The organism is Holdemania filiformis DSM 12042, assembly GCF_000157995.1.
In the GTDB taxonomy this organism is placed as follows: Bacteria; Bacillota_I; Bacilli_A; order Erysipelotrichales; family Erysipelotrichaceae; genus Holdemania; species Holdemania filiformis.
In genome coordinates this window covers 351,149-367,678 of sequence record NZ_GG657553.1, presented here as the reverse complement: position 1 = coordinate 367,678, position 16,530 = coordinate 351,149, and the positions used below count along the sequence as shown (strand labels likewise).

18 protein-coding genes are annotated in these 16,530 nt (G+C 48.6%); 15 read left to right on the top strand and 3 right to left on the bottom strand.

Going from position 1 to position 16,530, the window contains the following annotated elements; all coding sequences use genetic code 11:
- Positions 1-10: 10 nt before the first annotated feature.
- From HOLDEFILI_RS04125 to HOLDEFILI_RS04085, 9 genes are all read left to right on the top strand, one after another.
- Positions 11-472 carry a PTS sugar transporter subunit IIA gene (locus HOLDEFILI_RS04125; protein WP_006058195.1) on the top strand — a complete coding sequence of 154 codons (462 nt, stop codon included), beginning with the start codon at positions 11-13 and terminating at the stop codon, positions 470-472.
- A gap of 20 nt (positions 473-492) precedes the next feature.
- On the top strand, positions 493-1,986 hold the full coding sequence (locus tag HOLDEFILI_RS04120) for a PTS ascorbate transporter subunit IIC (protein WP_006058194.1): 1,494 nt from the start codon (positions 493-495) through the stop codon (positions 1,984-1,986).
- The gene (locus HOLDEFILI_RS04115) at positions 1,983-2,273 is read left to right on the top strand and encodes a PTS sugar transporter subunit IIB (RefSeq protein WP_006058193.1); all 291 of its coding nucleotides are present in this window, start codon (positions 1,983-1,985) and stop codon (positions 2,271-2,273) included. Before HOLDEFILI_RS04120 ends, HOLDEFILI_RS04115 begins: the two co-directional genes overlap by 4 nt.
- A 71-nt stretch (positions 2,274-2,344) precedes the next feature.
- The gene (locus HOLDEFILI_RS04110) at positions 2,345-3,376 is read left to right on the top strand and encodes a hypothetical protein (RefSeq protein WP_006058192.1); all 1,032 of its coding nucleotides are present in this window, start codon (positions 2,345-2,347) and stop codon (positions 3,374-3,376) included.
- Positions 3,377-3,386: 10 nt separating this feature from the next.
- On the top strand, positions 3,387-4,082 hold the full coding sequence (gene araD, locus HOLDEFILI_RS04105) for an L-ribulose-5-phosphate 4-epimerase (protein WP_006058191.1): 696 nt from the start codon (positions 3,387-3,389) through the stop codon (positions 4,080-4,082).
- Complete coding sequence (locus HOLDEFILI_RS04100; RefSeq protein ID WP_244264301.1) at positions 4,069-4,929, top strand: L-ribulose-5-phosphate 3-epimerase; 861 nt, start codon at positions 4,069-4,071, stop codon at positions 4,927-4,929. The genes araD and HOLDEFILI_RS04100 overlap by 14 nt, the downstream gene beginning before the upstream one ends.
- The gene (locus HOLDEFILI_RS18215; RefSeq protein WP_006058189.1) at positions 4,922-5,740 is read left to right on the top strand and encodes an HAD family hydrolase; all 819 of its coding nucleotides are present in this window, start codon (positions 4,922-4,924) and stop codon (positions 5,738-5,740) included. Before HOLDEFILI_RS04100 ends, HOLDEFILI_RS18215 begins: the two co-directional genes overlap by 8 nt.
- Positions 5,728-6,543 carry a transketolase gene (locus tag HOLDEFILI_RS04090; RefSeq protein WP_006058188.1) on the top strand — a complete coding sequence of 272 codons (816 nt, stop codon included), beginning with the start codon at positions 5,728-5,730 and terminating at the stop codon, positions 6,541-6,543. Before HOLDEFILI_RS18215 ends, HOLDEFILI_RS04090 begins: the two co-directional genes overlap by 13 nt.
- Entirely contained in the window at positions 6,540-7,463 is a 924-nt protein-coding gene (locus HOLDEFILI_RS04085) for a transketolase family protein (protein WP_006058187.1), read from the top strand. The genes HOLDEFILI_RS04090 and HOLDEFILI_RS04085 overlap by 4 nt, the downstream gene beginning before the upstream one ends.
- Before the next feature lie 121 nt (positions 7,464-7,584).
- Here HOLDEFILI_RS04085 and HOLDEFILI_RS04080 read toward each other — a convergent pair whose 3' ends face one another.
- A complete protein-coding gene (locus HOLDEFILI_RS04080; RefSeq protein ID WP_006058186.1) occupies positions 7,585-8,268 on the bottom strand; it encodes a hypothetical protein in 684 nt (227 codons plus the stop codon).
- The gene (locus tag HOLDEFILI_RS04075) at positions 8,258-9,475 is read right to left on the bottom strand and encodes an FAD:protein FMN transferase (protein ID WP_006058185.1); all 1,218 of its coding nucleotides are present in this window, start codon (positions 9,473-9,475) and stop codon (positions 8,258-8,260) included. The genes HOLDEFILI_RS04080 and HOLDEFILI_RS04075 overlap by 11 nt, the downstream gene beginning before the upstream one ends.
- 234 nt (positions 9,476-9,709) lie before the next feature.
- On the opposite strand from HOLDEFILI_RS04075, the gene HOLDEFILI_RS04070 reads away from it, so the two are divergent.
- The 4 genes from HOLDEFILI_RS04070 (at position 9,710) to HOLDEFILI_RS04055 (ending at position 13,914) form a co-directional block, all read left to right on the top strand.
- Positions 9,710-10,459, top strand: a complete 750-nt coding sequence (locus HOLDEFILI_RS04070) for a hypothetical protein (RefSeq protein WP_006058184.1) — start codon at positions 9,710-9,712, stop codon at positions 10,457-10,459.
- 23 nt (positions 10,460-10,482) lie between these two features.
- Positions 10,483-11,166 (top strand): rhodanese-like domain-containing protein, encoded by a 684-nt coding sequence (locus tag HOLDEFILI_RS04065; RefSeq protein WP_006058183.1) that lies wholly within the window; start codon positions 10,483-10,485, stop codon positions 11,164-11,166.
- Positions 11,167-11,494: 328 nt separating this feature from the next.
- Positions 11,495-11,866 carry an Hpt domain-containing protein gene (locus HOLDEFILI_RS04060; protein WP_208854942.1) on the top strand — a complete coding sequence of 124 codons (372 nt, stop codon included), beginning with the start codon at positions 11,495-11,497 and terminating at the stop codon, positions 11,864-11,866.
- On the top strand, positions 11,863-13,914 hold the full coding sequence (locus tag HOLDEFILI_RS04055; protein WP_006058181.1) for a bifunctional diguanylate cyclase/phosphohydrolase: 2,052 nt from the start codon (positions 11,863-11,865) through the stop codon (positions 13,912-13,914). The genes HOLDEFILI_RS04060 and HOLDEFILI_RS04055 overlap by 4 nt, the downstream gene beginning before the upstream one ends.
- Positions 13,915-14,082: 168 nt before the next feature.
- Here HOLDEFILI_RS04055 and HOLDEFILI_RS18210 read toward each other — a convergent pair whose 3' ends face one another.
- Positions 14,083-14,895: a helix-turn-helix domain-containing protein gene (locus HOLDEFILI_RS18210; protein ID WP_006058180.1), complete on the bottom strand. Its 813-nt coding sequence runs from the start codon at positions 14,893-14,895 to the stop codon at positions 14,083-14,085.
- 218 nt (positions 14,896-15,113) lie between these two features.
- Here HOLDEFILI_RS18210 and HOLDEFILI_RS04045 point away from each other — a divergent pair, with 218 nt between their 5' ends.
- Complete coding sequence (locus tag HOLDEFILI_RS04045; RefSeq protein ID WP_039863856.1) at positions 15,114-16,052, top strand: AEC family transporter; 939 nt, start codon at positions 15,114-15,116, stop codon at positions 16,050-16,052.
- Positions 16,053-16,072: 20 nt separating this feature from the next.
- Positions 16,073-16,530 (top strand): transglutaminase-like domain-containing protein (locus HOLDEFILI_RS04040; RefSeq protein ID WP_039863855.1); only part of this gene is annotated, 458 nt, incomplete at its 3' end.

Genomic DNA, 16,530 nt, shown 5'->3' with positions numbered 1-16,530 from the left:
AAAGGAGGGTTTGGAAATTCTTAAGGATATCGTTGATTCAAAGCATTACATTTTTTGCGAAGGTTTTTCCGACTGGACAGAGGCGATCAAGGCAGCGGCAGCTCCGCTGCTTGCCGAGGGGATTATTGAAAACACGTATGTTGACGCCATCATTGAAAATGTTAAAGAATATGGACCGTACATTATAATTGCCCCCGAAGTAGCCATGCCGCATTCAACGTTAGGCGGATCTGGAGTGCATGATACGTGCATCAGCTTCATGAAAACAGAAAAACCAGTGGTTTTTGATCCAAACGATCCAACTAAAAATGCTCGTTTGTTCTTTACTTTAGCAGCTACCGATAATGAAAAACATTTGAGCAATATGGTTGCATTAGCTGAATTTTTACTTAAAGAGGGGGCCATTGAAGACTTATTAAAAGCAAAAAATGCCGATGACTTGATGAAAGCACACTGCAAATATTCTGAATAATTACTAATAAGGAGGGTATTATGGGATTTCTCGAATTGATTTGGGCGTATTTTGTTAACAATTTCTTGACTCAGCCAGCATATTTTATCGGTTTACTGGTCATCATCGGCTATATGTTGATGAAAAAACCTTTCCACGAATCCTGCGCCGGATTTATTAAAGCGGTTGTAGGTTACAAAATTCTGACGGTGGGTTCAGGCGGATTAAGCAGCACCTTCAAGCCGATTATTGCGGCGCTGCAGGATAAGTTTAATCTGAGTGCTATCGTTCTGGATACATATATGGGCCAGGCGGCAGCGCAGTCCGCGTTGGAAGCTGCCGGGAAGTCCTTCTCCCAGGCGATGCTTCTGTTACTGTTTGCCTTTGTCTTTAACTTGCTGCTGGTTAAGTTCCAGAAATATACGAAGATGCGTGCCGTCTTTACGACCGGTCATATTCAGACGCAGCAGGCGACCATCGCTTTCTGGTTTATCTTCACCTGCTTCCCGCAGCTGGGCGACTGGCCGTTGATGTTGATCATGTCGGTTCTGCTGGGACTGTATTGGGCGGTCGGCTCAAACTTAACGGTTGAAGTAGCTCAGAATCTGACGGATGGTGCAGGGTTCTGCGTTGCCCATCAACAGATGTTCGGCATTGCGATCTGGTCGGCGATTGGCTATAAGTTCTTCAAGGGAAAAGATGGAAAAGTTAAGCGTCTTGAAGATTACGAACTGCCGGGCTGGTTGTCTATTTTTAATGAAGATATGGTTTCCACAGCTTTACTGATGACGCTCTTCTTTGCGGTAATTCTGCTGGTACTGGGTAAAGATTATCTGGTCAGCGCCGGTATGCTGGGCGAAGGCAAGAGCTTCCTATTCTATATTTTGGATACCTCACTGGCCTTTGCGGTTTACCTGTCAATCCTGAAACTCGGCGTCAGAACCTTCGTCGGTGAACTGACAGCGTCTTTCCAGGGCATTCAAAGCAAATTGCTGCCAGGCGCTATCGTCGGCGTCGACTGCGCTGCAGGCTATGGCTTTGGTTCTGAAAATGCAGTGACCTTTGGCTTTATGTTCGGTGCGTTAGGTCAATTCCTGGCTATCATTGGTCTGATTCTCTTTAAATCGCCGGTTCTGGCGATTGCGGGATTCGTCCCTGTCTTCTTCGATAATGCGACGATCGCGATTTATGTCAATGCGAAAGCAGGCGCAAAAGCGGCGATGGTCACAACCTTCTTCTCCGGTATTCTGCAGGTTGTCTGCTCTGTCATTGCAGCGATGGCCTTCACTTATAACGGTATCGGCGTGGTTGAGTTCGGCGGATACATGGCAATGTTTGACTGGGCGGTAATCTGGCCGATCTTCACTTTCATCATGAAGTACCTGTCGTATATCGGCGTTGCGATCGTTATTCTGGTTCTGGTCATGATTCCTCAGCTGCAGTACAAAAAAGATCCGGAAGGGTACTTCCTGTGTGTTAGCGATTATGAAGCTTATAAAGAACATATGAAAAAGAAAGAGGCGGCTGCTTTATGATTAAAATCTTAATTTGCTGTGCGAGCGGATCGGGGACCAGCCAGCTGATGGCGATCACCGCTCAAAAAGCCTGTAAGAGCGCAGGCGTGGAGGCCAATGTCAAGCATTGCCCGATTGCGGAGGGAAAATCATCTGCACGAAACTATGATCTCGTGCTGACCTCTCCGGCTTTCATCAAAATGTTTGATTCTGCCAAAGCTGCGGGCGTTAATGTTTATCCGCTGAAAAATCCGCTTTCTCAAGATGAAATTATTGCTGCTCTGAAAGCGGCGGGATACATTTCTTAAATTCAAAGAAGTAGAAGAGAGCTATCCTGACCGATAGCTCTTCTTTCTTCATGACTGACGGGAGGTAAATAATGAAATTTGAGAAGATTCATTTAGACGACATCACACGCTGCTATTGTGCGAGTTCCATCACGATCGGCAAAGAAGCGTACGCTTTGTTTGCCAGTGAAAATCCGGAAAGCGTATGTTATTCCTATTCCGGCAAAAATTTTGAAAACCGTGAGGTTGTCTGGAATGATCGCGGCGGCTGTATGTCGATCGTTCCATTTCAGACAAGAGAAGGCGAGTTTCTGGCGGTCAACGAATTCTATCTGAAAGTGACCCCAAGCCTGGCAAAAATTGTTCATGGCCGAAAAACAGAAAATGGCTGGGAGATAAAGGATGTCTTCTCACTGCCTTATCTGCATCGGTTTGATCTATATCATGTCGATGGAATTGATTATCTGATCTGCGCGACGATTGCCAGAAATAAACAAAATAAAGAAGACTGGAGCGAACCGGGGCAGATCTACGTCGGTGTTTTAGGTCCGGATTGTTCCCAGGGTGTTGCGTTAACCCTGCTGGTCGACGGGTGTTACCGCAATCATGGCTACTGCCGGGGAACTTATGAAGGATGTGTCTGCGGTTATTTTTCCAGCGATCAAGGCGTGCTGCGGGTGATGCCGCCGGATAGTCCTGGCGGAGAATGGCGGGTTGAAAAGATTCTTGAGGGTCAGGTTGGTGAGATCGCCTTTGCCGATATCGACGGCGACGGCTTGGAAGAAATGATGACCATTGAACCTTTTCATGGAAATTCCATGAAAATTTATAAATTAAAAGAAGGCCGCTATGAATGTGATTTTGTCTATCCGACAGAAGTGGAATTTGCGCATACGCTGGTGGGCGCCCAGTTAAATGGAAAACCTTGTTTTGTAGGCGGCGTCCGACGGGTGAACGCTGAACTCTTTATCATCCGCTTTCAGAATGGAAACTATATGGTGACTTCTGTTGAAGACGGTGTTGGTCCGGCAAACGTGGCAGTGATTCATAAAGAGGGGATTGACTATATCCTTTCCGCAAATCATACAAAAAATGAAGCTGCAATCTATAAGGTAGTGGAATAGGAGAAAAGAAATGCTGGAACAATTAAAAAAGGAAGTTTATGAAGCAAATTTGCTTTTGCCGAAATATCAGCTGATTACCTTTACCTGGGGAAACGTCAGCGGCATTGACAGAGAACGCGGGTTGATTGTGATCAAACCCAGCGGCGTCAACTATCAGTCGATGCAGGCGGAGGATATGGTCGTCTGCGATTGGCAGGGTAAGGTGGTCGAAGGCCGATACAAACCGAGCAGCGATCTGATGACGCATCTTGAATTGTATCGGCACTTCACAACGATCGGCGGCGTTGTGCATACTCATTCGCAAAATGCGACGGCGTGGTGTCAGGCGGGGAAAGCAATCCCCGCGCTGGGGACAACGCATGGTGATTATTTCTATGGGCCGATTCCATGCACCCGCCTGATGAGCGAGGCGGAAATCCGTTCGGATTATGAGCTGAATACTGGAAAAGTGATTGTGGAAACTTTTGAAACGCTGCAGCTTGACGCTGCACAGATGCCGGGCGTTCTTGTTCAAAGCCATGGCCCGTTTACCTGGGGAGAAAATCCAGGCGACGCTGTTCATAACGCAGTGGTTCTGGAAGAACTGGCAGAGATGGCATGGAAAACCCGGCTGATTAATTCCGAGGTTTCTTCGATGCAGCAGACGCTTCTTGACAAACATTATCTGCGCAAGCATGGACCAGGAGCTTATTATGGACAGAAATAAACCGTATCTGTTGGGAATGTACGAAAAGAGTATGCCGGCAGATCTGTCCTGGAAAGAAAAACTGGAAAACTGCCGGGCTTTTGGTTTTGACTGGCTTGAGATCAGCATTGATGAAACAGAGGCGAAACTAAGCCGCTTGGATTGGACGCCAGGTGAGCGTCAGGCGTTGATCAAAACGATGCAGGCGTGCGGTGTTCCGATTTCTACAATGTGCTTGTCAGGCCATCGCAAATACCCGTTGGGCTCGCTGAATCCAAAAGGTCATCGGCGTTCGCTGGAAATTATGGCAAAGGCAATTGACCTTGCTTCCGACTTGGGTATCCGACTGATCCAGCTGGCAGGCTATGACGTTTATTATGAAGAAGGCTCAGATCAAACTCGCCGCGAATTTATCAGGAATCTGCGCACGGCGGTAGGCATGGCGGCGAAAAAAGGCGTAATCCTGGGCTTTGAAACTATGGAAACACCGTTTATGGATACAGTGGAAAAAGCCATGGATTATGTTCAGCTTATCGACAGTCCTTATCTGGGAATCTATCCTGATATAGGAAATTTGACCAATGCTTCCCAACTGTATCATGTTCCCGTCCCGAAGGATATTGAAAAAGGAAAAGGACATCTGTTTGCAGCGCACCTGAAAGAGACCCGTCCGGGAGTTTATCGGGAAGTGCCTTTTGGGACTGGACATACGAACTACCCGGAAGATCTGCGGAAACTGAAAGAGCTTGGGGTCCGGATGTTCACAGGCGAATTCTGGCATACCGCGCAAAATCCTGATTATCCGGAAATTTGCCGGCAAGCCGCGTGTTTTCTGCGTTGTCAGCTGGATGAAGTGTTTCATGATTAAATTGATTGTCTGTGATCTGGACGGTACGCTTCTTAACGACAGGAAACAGCTGGACAGTCAGATTCTTCCAGTGCTGGATGCATTGCGAAAGAAGCATATTCTTTTTACTTTGGCCACTGGCAGGAATGAAGCGATTGCCAGGGATTATGTCGATCAGCTGGGCATTGAAATTCCTTATGCTGCGGATAACGGCGCCAATATTTACTGTCGCCATCGGTTATTGCAAAGTGAAAGCCTACAAAAAAAGGATTCAGAGTGGATCCTCACGCGGCTGATGGAAGAAGGGATTCCGTTTACTTTTTTTGATCAACAATGCGGCTACAGCTTTTCCAGTTCAAAAAAATTGAATGAAATCCGCGGTTTATTTTCAGGACGGTTAAAACTGAAACAGGTCAGAGAAAACGCGGTATTTGCGGATGGGGATATTTATAAATTGACGTTGGATTCGGCGGAATATCCCGATATTGAAAATCTGGTCCGGGAAGTAACAGAAAAATGTCCGAAGATTGCTTTTAAGCGATCGGAAGATTCGTTGTATACGATAACGGCGGCAGGAACTAGCAAGGGGCAAGCGCTGAAAAGCATTGCCGGAGCGCTGAAGATCGAACTTTGCGATGTTTTGAGCATCGGCGATAATTTCAACGATATCGCCATGTTTGAAATCAGCGGACACAGTGTGGCGATGGGCAACAGTGATTCTCTGGTAAAGCAAAGCGCTGATGAAGTTACGCTATCCCATAATGAAAATGGCGTCAGTCAGTATCTGATCAGAAAACTATTAAATTCAAAGGAGGAATTATGGACGAGTTAACCAATCATGCCAAACATATTCGTCAGAATATCGTAAGGCAGGTATATTTCGCAAAAAGCGGACATCCGGGCGGCAGCCTGAGCAGCGCTGATCTTCTAACCGCGCTGTATTTCAAAGTGATGGATATCAACGAACAGAATGTGAATTCAATAGACCGCGACCGGTTTGTCCTGAGCAAGGGCCATGCCTCGCCGCTGCTTTATGCGGTTCTAGCGGAAAAAGGATTGATTGATGATGCGGAATTAAACGGTTTCCGCACCTTGAATTCCAAATTGCAGGGACATCCGAATATGAACTATGTACCCGGGGTGGATATGTCGACCGGTTCGCTGGGTCAGGGGATATCCTGTGCTGTGGGCATGGCGCTGGCGAATAAACTGGATCAGAACGAACATCGTATTTATGTTCTGATCGGTGACGGTGAATCGGAAGAAGGTCAGGTCTGGGAAGCCTGCATGGCTGCCGCACATTATCAGCTGGATAATTTATGCGTGATTTTAGACTATAACCATCTTCAGATTGACGGTGATCTTCAAGAAGTCATCAGCCCTGAACCATTTCAACCCAAGTTTGCGGCTTTTGGATTTCATACGCTGGAGATCAACGGGCATTGCATGACGGAAATTCTGACAGCGTTGGACAAAGCGAAAACCTTGAAAGGCAAACCAACGGTCATTATCGCTCATACCGTAAAAGGCAAAGGTGTTTCGTATATGGAAAAGAAAGCGGCCTGGCATGGGACCGCGCCTGATGCCGCGCAATACAGTCAGGCAATGCAGGAATTAGGAGGTAAAGCAGAATGAATACCGCAACCCGGGAAGCTTATGGCCGTGCGCTCGCAGAACTGATTGTTGAAAAAAAGGATATCGTGGTGCTGGATGCGGATTTAACGAAATCGACAAAGACGATTGAGGCGAAGAAAGCGTGTCCTCAGCGGCATTTTAATATGGGCATTGCGGAAGGAAACATGATGTCGGTCGCGGCCGGTCTGGCGGCCAGCCGTAAGGTTGTCTACGCTTCCAGTTTTGCCATGTTTGCGGCAGGCAGGGCTTTTGAACAAATTCGTAACAGTATTTGTTATCCGAGTCTGAATGTAAAAATCTGCGCCACGCATGCAGGCATCAGTGTTGGCGAAGACGGCGCTTCACATCAGGCGATAGAAGATCTGGCCTTAATGCGTGCTTTGCCGAATATGAAGGTTTTCCAGCCTTGCGACGCCCGTGAAACCGAAGCTGTGATCAAAGCTGTTTATCATCTTGATGGTCCTTGTTATGTGCGGTTGGGCAGGCTGGCGGTCGAAGATGTTTACGACGACAGCTATCAATTTGAATATGGGAAGGGCATCATATTGAGAAAAGGTGTGAGGACGGCAATTCTTTGCAGCGGACTGATGGTTCAGGAAAGTCTGAAAGCTGTCTCGAAGATGACTGAGATCACGCCGACGGTAATCAATCTGCCTACGATTAAACCGATAGATGAAGCGTTGATTATCGAAACCGCAAGGTCACATGAAGTGATCGTAACGGTTGAGGAGCACAGCGTCATCGGCGGGTTGGGCAGCGCCGTAGCCGAGGTGCTTTCGCCGCTGGGACTTCCTTGCCGGCATTATCGTTTGGGAATGCAGGATGTTTTCGGACGCAGCGGAACACCTGCGGCTCTGCTTGACTATTACGGATTGGACGCCCGGCATATTCAGGCTTTTGTAGAAAACGTATCTCGTTAGTGTTTTTTCTGTGAAGTCAATAAATTTCAATTTCATGATTTCCAGGCGTCATGGGATTTTTACAAGAATAAAAAAGCATCGGCGTTTCTGATGCTTTTTTATCAAAAGGTATTTATCCAGCTTACTCATCTAAGATCGGCGTCAGCGATTCATTCCAGATAAACTGACTGGCAATGGTATAGACATTCGTTCCCGGAACATGATATTTTGCCTCTGGATAATCCTTGTAGGCGATAATGTTCCCCATTCCGTTGGAGAACGTACCAGCGTTATACAGCTGCGATCCATCGTAGCCCAGCTGTTCTAACAGGCAGATTGTGTACGCCGCTTCCACCCCGGCGGTGGAGATGAAGACGATCGGCTGATCCTGCGGAAACAAGTCGCGGACAAGACTTTCCGATTCTTCATAATTAGGGAAGAAGCTGCCGACGTCACCCATCTGCGCAATCACCTTGCCGCTGTCATCCCGAACTTTTGTCATCCGATATAAGACATTGTCCCCGCGCTGATAATCGACCAGCACGCCGTAAAACGGAACGTTGACAAAGCCGGCGACGGAGCCCTCCTCAGCCAGCTGCGCCGGGGAACGCAGGTCAAAGTAGAGCACATCGTCAAGAAATAAATAGTCGTCCAGATTGGTCGGACTGATCGGCGATTCACTCATCAGCGCGCTCTGCGGAATCGTTTTCTCCGGCAGTGCGGAAGGCGCTGGAAGGTCGTCTGATGCAGGCGGGGTCTGCGGCTGGGCGGCGCATCCGCCGATTAACAGAACGCAGAGGACGGAAAGTAAAATTCTATTTTTCATGTTTTTCACCTCGTTGAATTTGATAATCGACAAAGTCCGGAATGGCGGCGGAGGTCATCCGTTTTTGATCCATTCCTTCGCTGACCGTCAGTTTTAAACCGGCGTCAGCGGGTTCGCACCAGGCGTAGTCCATCGCAAGCTGCGTTTTGGCTTCAAAGCGGCCGATCATCGCGCGGCGCTGAGCCGCATCTTCTATATTATAAAGGACAGTGCTTAAAACATCCAGCGTTCCCGCCTGATCCGGCGCACTTAAGGTTACGCTGCGCAGCCAGTTCTCACTGTAGCCGGTGCGGGGATTGAGAATGTGATGACGGCGGATTTGTTGATCGCCATCCTGAATCAGAAAGTAATTTTGATCGTCAGCCGAGGTGGAAACGACCCCCTGGGTCAGCGTAAACGCATAGAGCAGCGAAGTCTGTCCGGAAGGATCACGCACGCCGATTTTCCAGCTGTAAGGCGCGTCGTCCGGCGACCAGGCGATGATCGAGCTGCTTCCGGCGTCCAGCAGAAACGGCGTGTTCAGCGGCTTCAGTTCGGCGGCCAGCTGATCGAGAATATATCCCTTAGCCATCGCACCCAGGCTGATTTGCAGCGAATTTTCACAGGCCCCCGGCTCAAACCGGACAGTCCGGCGTTCCGGATCCAGCTGAAGGACTTCATTCAGATCCGCCGCGGCGGGCAGGCAGCCGGTGATCTGCGCGATCAGAGCGGAATCCGGATCGGTATTTTCCGTCGGAAACGGTGCGAATTTCGGTTCCCATAAAGCGCTCAAGGATCCCAGAAGAGGATGAAACAGACCGTCGCTCAGCTGCGACAGTTCGATCGCGGCGCTGAGCATCGCGGCGAGTTCGGGCTCAATCGAAATAGTTTCTCCGGGATGCTGATTGATATAAGCGACGTTGTGCAGCTCGTTTCCCTGATCATCAAGGTAGCGATGATGGGAATCGGCCAGTTTGTGCCAGAACGGCAGCTGGGCTTCGACAAGCGTCGTCGCTTCCGCTAATTTTTTTTCATCCGTCATTGTCAGCTGGATTGTCGTATTCAGCGGCAGGACGAGATTTCCCTCGCTGTCCGTAAAAACATCAAAATAATTTGTGAAAGTTTTTCCCTCCGTATTTTCATAAGGAATGTTTTTTTGACATCCGGAAAACAGGCTTAAACAAAGGAAAATACTAGAAATAGAAAGCGTTTTCAGAAAATTTCTCATCCATCGGGACTCCTTAATCAAACGGCTGTGAAAATATGAAACAACTTCATCAGTTGTTTTCCGCCAGCCGAGTTGTTATAATAATAACATATTAAAGAGTCTTACGCACAGTGATTATCAAAAGCAGAAAAGCAGGCTTCATCCAGTACTGCTTTTCGTCTGTGAGCGGCGCTGGGAACGCCGGCAGGGCACTTTAATACAGTTTAGGGAGTAAAGAAAACAAGGAGGGAATTCATGAAAAAAGTTTGGGCAATTCTTCTGTCCTCACTGATGGTGCTGACGTTAACGGCCTGCGGCAACAGCGGCAGCGGAACACCGGCGCCAACTCAGGGAACCGAGGGCGGCTCCTCGACGCCATGCACGGCGGAGGGTGAGATCACACTCGACAGCATCAACGAATATCTGAATCAGAGCGCCGATATGGGCGAAGGTTCGATGGCAAACGTCGTCGCCGTTGTTCCAATCAGCCATATCAACGGTCCGCGTGAGGAAAGTGATTTCTATGCCTTTGTCAATTTCAAGTACAAGGCGAGAAATTACATCAAGTATCAGATCACGTATTTATCCTGCACCTGCCGTTCGGCAGATGTCAATTACTGGATGACAGCGTATGTTGAACTGACCTTGCCGGAAAGCAAGAAGCTGGACGACGCCCAGGTGCGTTTCCTGTCGTTTGACCGCGACAGCGCCGATAAGTATACGGCAGGCTTCTGGGGCGACAGCAATCCGACCCCGGCCGGCGCGACTTACGACATGTTCAAGGCGGAATACATTCCGTACTTCATCGACAAGGACTATGCGTACATTAAGACGCTGAGCACGGTCGACGATATCGCGGCTGAAGATTATACAGCCGGTGAAGGCCGTGAAGGTCTGACACTCGATACGTTTACCGGTTCTTCCGTATCGTCCAACAACATCATCAGAATGCTGAACGCGCTGATGGAATATCACGGCACTGACGAATATTTCAGCGCTGAATAAAAAAGGAAAAGAGGAAAATTCCAATGAAAAAGTTATTTGCGATCGCTCTGTCTGTTCTGCTGCTGGCCGGCTGCGCTTCCACACCGAAGGAATGCCCGCCGTGCGCAACACCGGATGCTTCTGAACCGACGACGGCGGCTCCGGCACCGCTGCCAGAACCGCGTGATACAACAAAGACCTACAAGCCTTCCAAGGATGCGGCGGACGAAGCCTGCACCGCTGAAGTCTGGGCTACCGGCTGCTCCAGCATCAACGTCGACAATCTGACGGAATACCTGGGCCGCGACGACGTTCTGTATATCGACCTGCGCGATTACAACGACTATGCGAAAAAGCATCTGAGAAACTTTGAAGTCATTCCTTACTTCGCCTTGATTTTTGACGAAGCTGCAGGAACCGAAGGCAAGCCGCAGCTGTACGGCGGAACTTTAGACGCTCCGGTTGCGACGTATGAAGAATCCGCAGCGCTGCTGGAAGCGATGTTCCCGAAGGATAAGACAATCTTCTTAATGTGCCAGTCCGGCGGACGTGTCGCTCAGATGATGAAGCTGATGAACTCCTTAGGCTATGACATGAGCAAGGTTTACAATGTCGGCGGCATGGGCCAGTTCACAGATTCCAAGTTCGCTCCGTACACGACGGACAATGCGGAAATCGTTCTGGAAGCGACCTATTCGTTTGAAGGTCTGACACCGGCTACGAAATAAGTTAAATTCTGAATCAAAAGAAGCAGCGTAACGTTACGCTGCTTTTTATGCGCTTTTTTTACCGATCCTTAGGGGATGGGCCGATTGCGTTCGCTGCTTTAACAATGGTATAATAATGATGTTTTTATAACCAGCCGGTTCCTGTGTTCCGGGCTGATTTATTGGTCAAGTTTAAAGAAAACGACGGCGGTCTTAGCGAAAAGGACTGCGGTTCATGGCAGATTCCGTCATGCTTTCGGAAATTCGGCGTCCTGGCGGCGAACAACTTGTTTATTTTGACCGCAGATCTGAACCGGGAGATTTCAGAAACCTAGGAGGAAATCATTTTATGATGACTGTCGAACAATGTTATAAACAGCTCGGGGGCGATTACGCGGATATTATCCGGCGGATGCGCACAGATGAGCGGGTAATTAAATTTCTGGGCATGCTTTTGCGGGATGATTCGTTTTGTCAGCTGAAAACTGCGCTGGAAAACGAAGATTACGAAACGGCGTTCCGTGCTTCCCATACGTTAAAAGGCGTTTTGTTGAATTTAAGCCTGACGTCCCAGGCCCGGGTGATCAGTGAGCTGACGGAAGTCCTGCGCGCCCGGCAGGCCAACGAACAGATCGGGCCGTTGTTTGACCAGGCGGAGATGGCGTACAGACAGCTGACAGCGGTGATCGAAGACCTGCTGGGAAAGAAAGAACAATCATGAAATCTCGCGATAAAGTTTTGATAGTAGATGATTCCGATATCAACCGGTCGCTGTTGGCGGATATGCTGGCACAGGATTATGAGCTTGTGGAAGCCTCGAACGGATTGGAAGCGGTCACGGTTCTGAGTCAGCAGTACAACGAGATTTCGCTGGTGCTGTTAGATATCGTGATGCCGATGATGGACGGGTTTGAGGTACTGGCATCGATGAATAAATCGGGATATATCGATCATATTCCGGTGATAATGATTTCAGCTGAAACCTCTTCCGTCTATATTGATCATGCTTATGATCTGGGGGCGGCGGAGTATATCAGCAGGCCGTTTGATGAGAAAACGTTCAAGCGGCGGGTCAAGAATACGATTATGTTGTATGCCAAGCAGAAGTATCTGGAAAACATGGTTACGGAGCAGCTGCTGGAAAAAGAAAAAAATAACCTCGTCATGGTTGAGATCTTAAGCCATATCGTTGAATTCAGAAATGGTGAAAGCGGACTCCACGTCATGCATATCCGTGTCATTACTGAGACGCTGCTGAAACAACTGTGCCGGATGACGGATCGTTACAACCTCACCCCGGAACAGATTGCGATGATTTCCAACGCGTCCGCTTTGCATGATATCGGTAAAATTTCAATTCCTGAATCAATTCTGAATAAGCCGGGAAAACTGACGCCGCAAGAATATGAAATCATCAAAACACACAGTGCGATCGGCGCGGAAATGTTGGAGAAGATTCATTATTTTGAAACAGAGAAGCTTGTTCAGGTAGCGCGGGATATCTGCCGGTGGCATCATGAACGATACGACGGCCGCGGTTATCCGGACGGATTAAAGGGCGAGGAGATTCCGATTTCCGCGCAGGTTGTTTCGTTGGCGGATGTCTACGATGCATTGGTCAGCGTCCGTGTCTACAAGGCTGCCTATACGCACGAAGAAGCAATGCAGATGATTTTCAACGGTGAATGCGGAGCGTTTAATCCGCTGTTATTAGAATGTCTGAAGGAAGCGGGCCCGACGCTGAAAAAAGAACTGAAGGTCCGTTCGCTTTCCGGTGCTTCACGGATTGAACTTCAGGACATGGCGCGCAATCTGATCCAGAGCGGCAATGCTTCTAACAGGACGCTGGCGCTGCTGGAGCAGGAGCGGACAAAATATCAGTTCTTTGCTTCCATGTCCAAGGAAATCCAATTTGAATACAATTATCATTCTGATTTATTAAGTATTTCGGAATGGGGCGCCGCGCAGCTGGGCATCAATGAAGTGATCATGCATCCGAAGCAGAATCCGCAGATTTTAAATTTGTTCACCCACGAGCATTTCGAGGATTTTCTGACGAAAATCCGCACCGCGGAGCCGGAAAACCCGATTCTCAGCGGCACGTATCCTTTGAAAATAAAGGGATCCTCACGCTGGTTTAAAGTCGTTGCCCGGCCGTTGTGGGTAATGGAGGAGTCCTCGGAGCTGACCGGCGTGATTGGTAAGTTCATCGACGTCCATGACGAACAGGTGGAACTCGATCAGCTGAAACAGCTGGCAAAAATTGATTCCCTGACCGGACTGTTTAACCGGGCTTATGCTAAGCGGGCGCTGGACACGATTTTGAACAATGAAGCCGATGCCAGCCAGAACTATGCGCTGCTGGTTTTCGATATCGATTTCTTTAAGAGCGCCAATGATGAATTTGGTCATCTGTTCGGCGATCAGGTGCTGGCGAATGTCGCACACCGGATTCAGGCCAACGTACGCAAGTCGGATATTTCCGCCCGCATCGGCGGGGATGAATTTCTGATCTTTATGGAATATAAGGATCATTTGGAACAAATGATTGAACGAATCTTTCAGGCACTCAACGGTAGCTTTCAGGGTTATGATATCACAGTCAGTATGGGGGTGGCGTGTTTTCCCCAGGATGGTCTGGATTATATGACCTTGTTTCACCATGCCGATCAGGCGCTGTATGCCGCGAAACGCCGCGGACGCCGGCAGTACTGTTGTTACGAAAGCTCGATGCAGGATCTGTTGACGGGGGTGTCGGCAGAAGCTTAATCGATTCGTCAGCGGTTTATGGAATTCCGGACGGTTTAAAATAGAACAAAAAATCAGCGGTTTTCTCAAAAGACCGCTTTTTTGTCTGAGTTCATACGAGTCATGCGGGGCCAAAACGCGAAAGGAAAAGAAAACAGGAAGCCAGTGCTTCCTGTTGGAAAATGGGGATTAGTCTTTGATATTCAGCAGCTTGCGATAAGCTCCGGAAGTAATGCCGGCGTCGATGAAGTTGCCAATGCTGACGGCGATAAATGGAAATAAGACAGCGGCATTGGCGTCGTACTCACCGAACAGACTGTTGAGGATCAACATCAGCCCAACACCGAAGATGATTAATGAAACACCCGCCACAATCTTCCGCGTGAAGGTTCTTTGATACCGCTCATAATCATCCTGAAGGTCGCAGATCAGCTCCCCGCTTAAATGAAAAGTCTGTTTCTCAAGCTTTTCAATTTCCTGATAGTCCATTCCGTTTTTGACTAACAGGCCGACGCCGATTGCGATAAAGAACATCATGATCGCCACGCCTAAATCATTGTCAAGCACAATCACCGGAATAATGCCACCCAGAATCATGCCGACGCCGACGGCGATCCAACGGGCAAAACGCTGGTTGAGATCGAGATACCGCTCAACGGTGTCGCGGTCCGTAGAGTAAGCGAATCGTCCAATCAGGGAATCCTCATCGAGAATGTCGTCCGGCAGCGTTATGGGGGAATGAGGTTCATCCCTCCATTCCTGTTCTTCTTCATCCAGCGGTTTTATAGGGGCTGAGGGGTGTTCCCGGGTTTCTTTCATCAGCTCATCCAGGGAAATCCCCAGCAATTCGCTGAGCTGAATCAATTTTTCGACTTCCGGATATCCTTGTCCGCTTTCCCACTTGGACACAGCCTGACGGGAAACGTTGAGTTCAAAAGCCAGCTGTTCCTGAGAAAACCCGACTTCTTTTCTTCTTTTTTGAAGCTTCTGCGCAAAATTCATGCGTGCTCACCAACCTTACATTGTTGACTTTATTGTATTCGAAAATGAATAGGAAAGCTACCAAGTTGTGTTTGCGTTTTCCGGCAACTTCAGGTTGCGGGCTGAAAAAGTGGGAAAAAAGCTGGAATCCTGATCAGTTTTACTCACATCCAAACTTTCTTTCTGGACAAAAAGTTCGGTTGTTTTACAATGATGGAGTAGAGAGCGGGGTTCTTTTTATGGAAAGTTTGGTCTTATCACTTAACGTTGTGCTGCCGTTGTTATTTCTGATCTTAGTAGGTCAGGGCGTGCGGCGGTTGAAATTGTGCGATGAGCGGGCATTGAAACAAATGAATCAGCTGGTATTTAAGTTATTTCTGCCTTGCACGTTGTTTAACAATATCCTGTCGACGGATCTGAAGACAGTGCTGCAGCCGCAGCTGCTGATCTATTCGGCGGTCTGTGTCCTGGCGGCGTGTGCTGCGGGTTGGCTGATCATGCCACGGATAACATCGGATCCGCGCAAACAGGGCGTGATGATCATGAATACCTACCGAAGCAATGCCGTGTTGTTCGGCATGCCGATTGTGCAGCTGATCTATGGGGATTCCCAGCTAGGCGTGATGTCGATGTTGATCGCAGTGATTGTTCCTTTGTTTAATATTTTATCGGTCATCGTATTGGAATCCTTCCGCGGCGGGAAAGCGCGGATATCCAAGCTGATTGAAGGAATCGCAACGAACCCGCTGATCATTGCTTCAGCACTGGGCCTGCTTTGCTTGTTTTCCGGAGTTCATCTGTGGAAACCAGTTGCCTCCGTGATCGGCGATATGGGCAAGGTATCTACACCGTTGGCGCTAATTATTTTAGGTGCGGGCTTTCAGCCGGAACGCGTCGCGGAGAATAAAAAAGAACTGCTCGCTTCCGTTTCCGCCCGGTTGGTCTGGACGCCGCTGGCAGCGTTGGGCATTGCGGTTCTGTTAGGCATTCGCGGCGTGGCGCTCGTCAGTCTGTTAGCGATCTTCGCTTCCCCCAACGCGGTGTCTTCGTATTCCATGGCTGAAGGAATGGGCAGCGACAGCGAACTGGCCAGTCAGGGATTATTGTTGAGCACGGTTTTCTGCATTCCGACAATTTTTCTGTGGATTTTCTGTTTCAGCCAATGCGGATTAATTTAATAATCGGGAGGATGAATCGAATGCGGATTTGTTTTCAAAGTGATTTGAAAGATTGCCCGGATCTGCGGCATGCCGGCCAGCGTCTGCTTTCTGTAAATCCAATATCGGATAATCCAGGACGGGTGGAAATCGTAATGGAAGGAATACCGCAAAGTCTTTCACAGTTTACCCAACAGCTTCAGTCAGTTAACCCTAAGAAGGAAAGTCTTTTGCAAGTGATGAACTGTTCGTCAATCCATCATGAACTGCACGAAATTGCGATGAATTTAAGCAGAGAAACAAGCGATCCTGTGGAATGGATTCTGGCCGCGATGGCTTTCTTGCAGGAAAGAATTGTTTATGATCCCGGTCTGGCGCAGGCCTACGATCAAGGAAAGAAAACGGGCTTGACCTTATCCGAAGCCTGGGTTAAAAGAAAAGGAACCTGCCGTGAAATCGCCATGGCGATGGCCGGGCTTTGTCATGCACAGGGGATTCC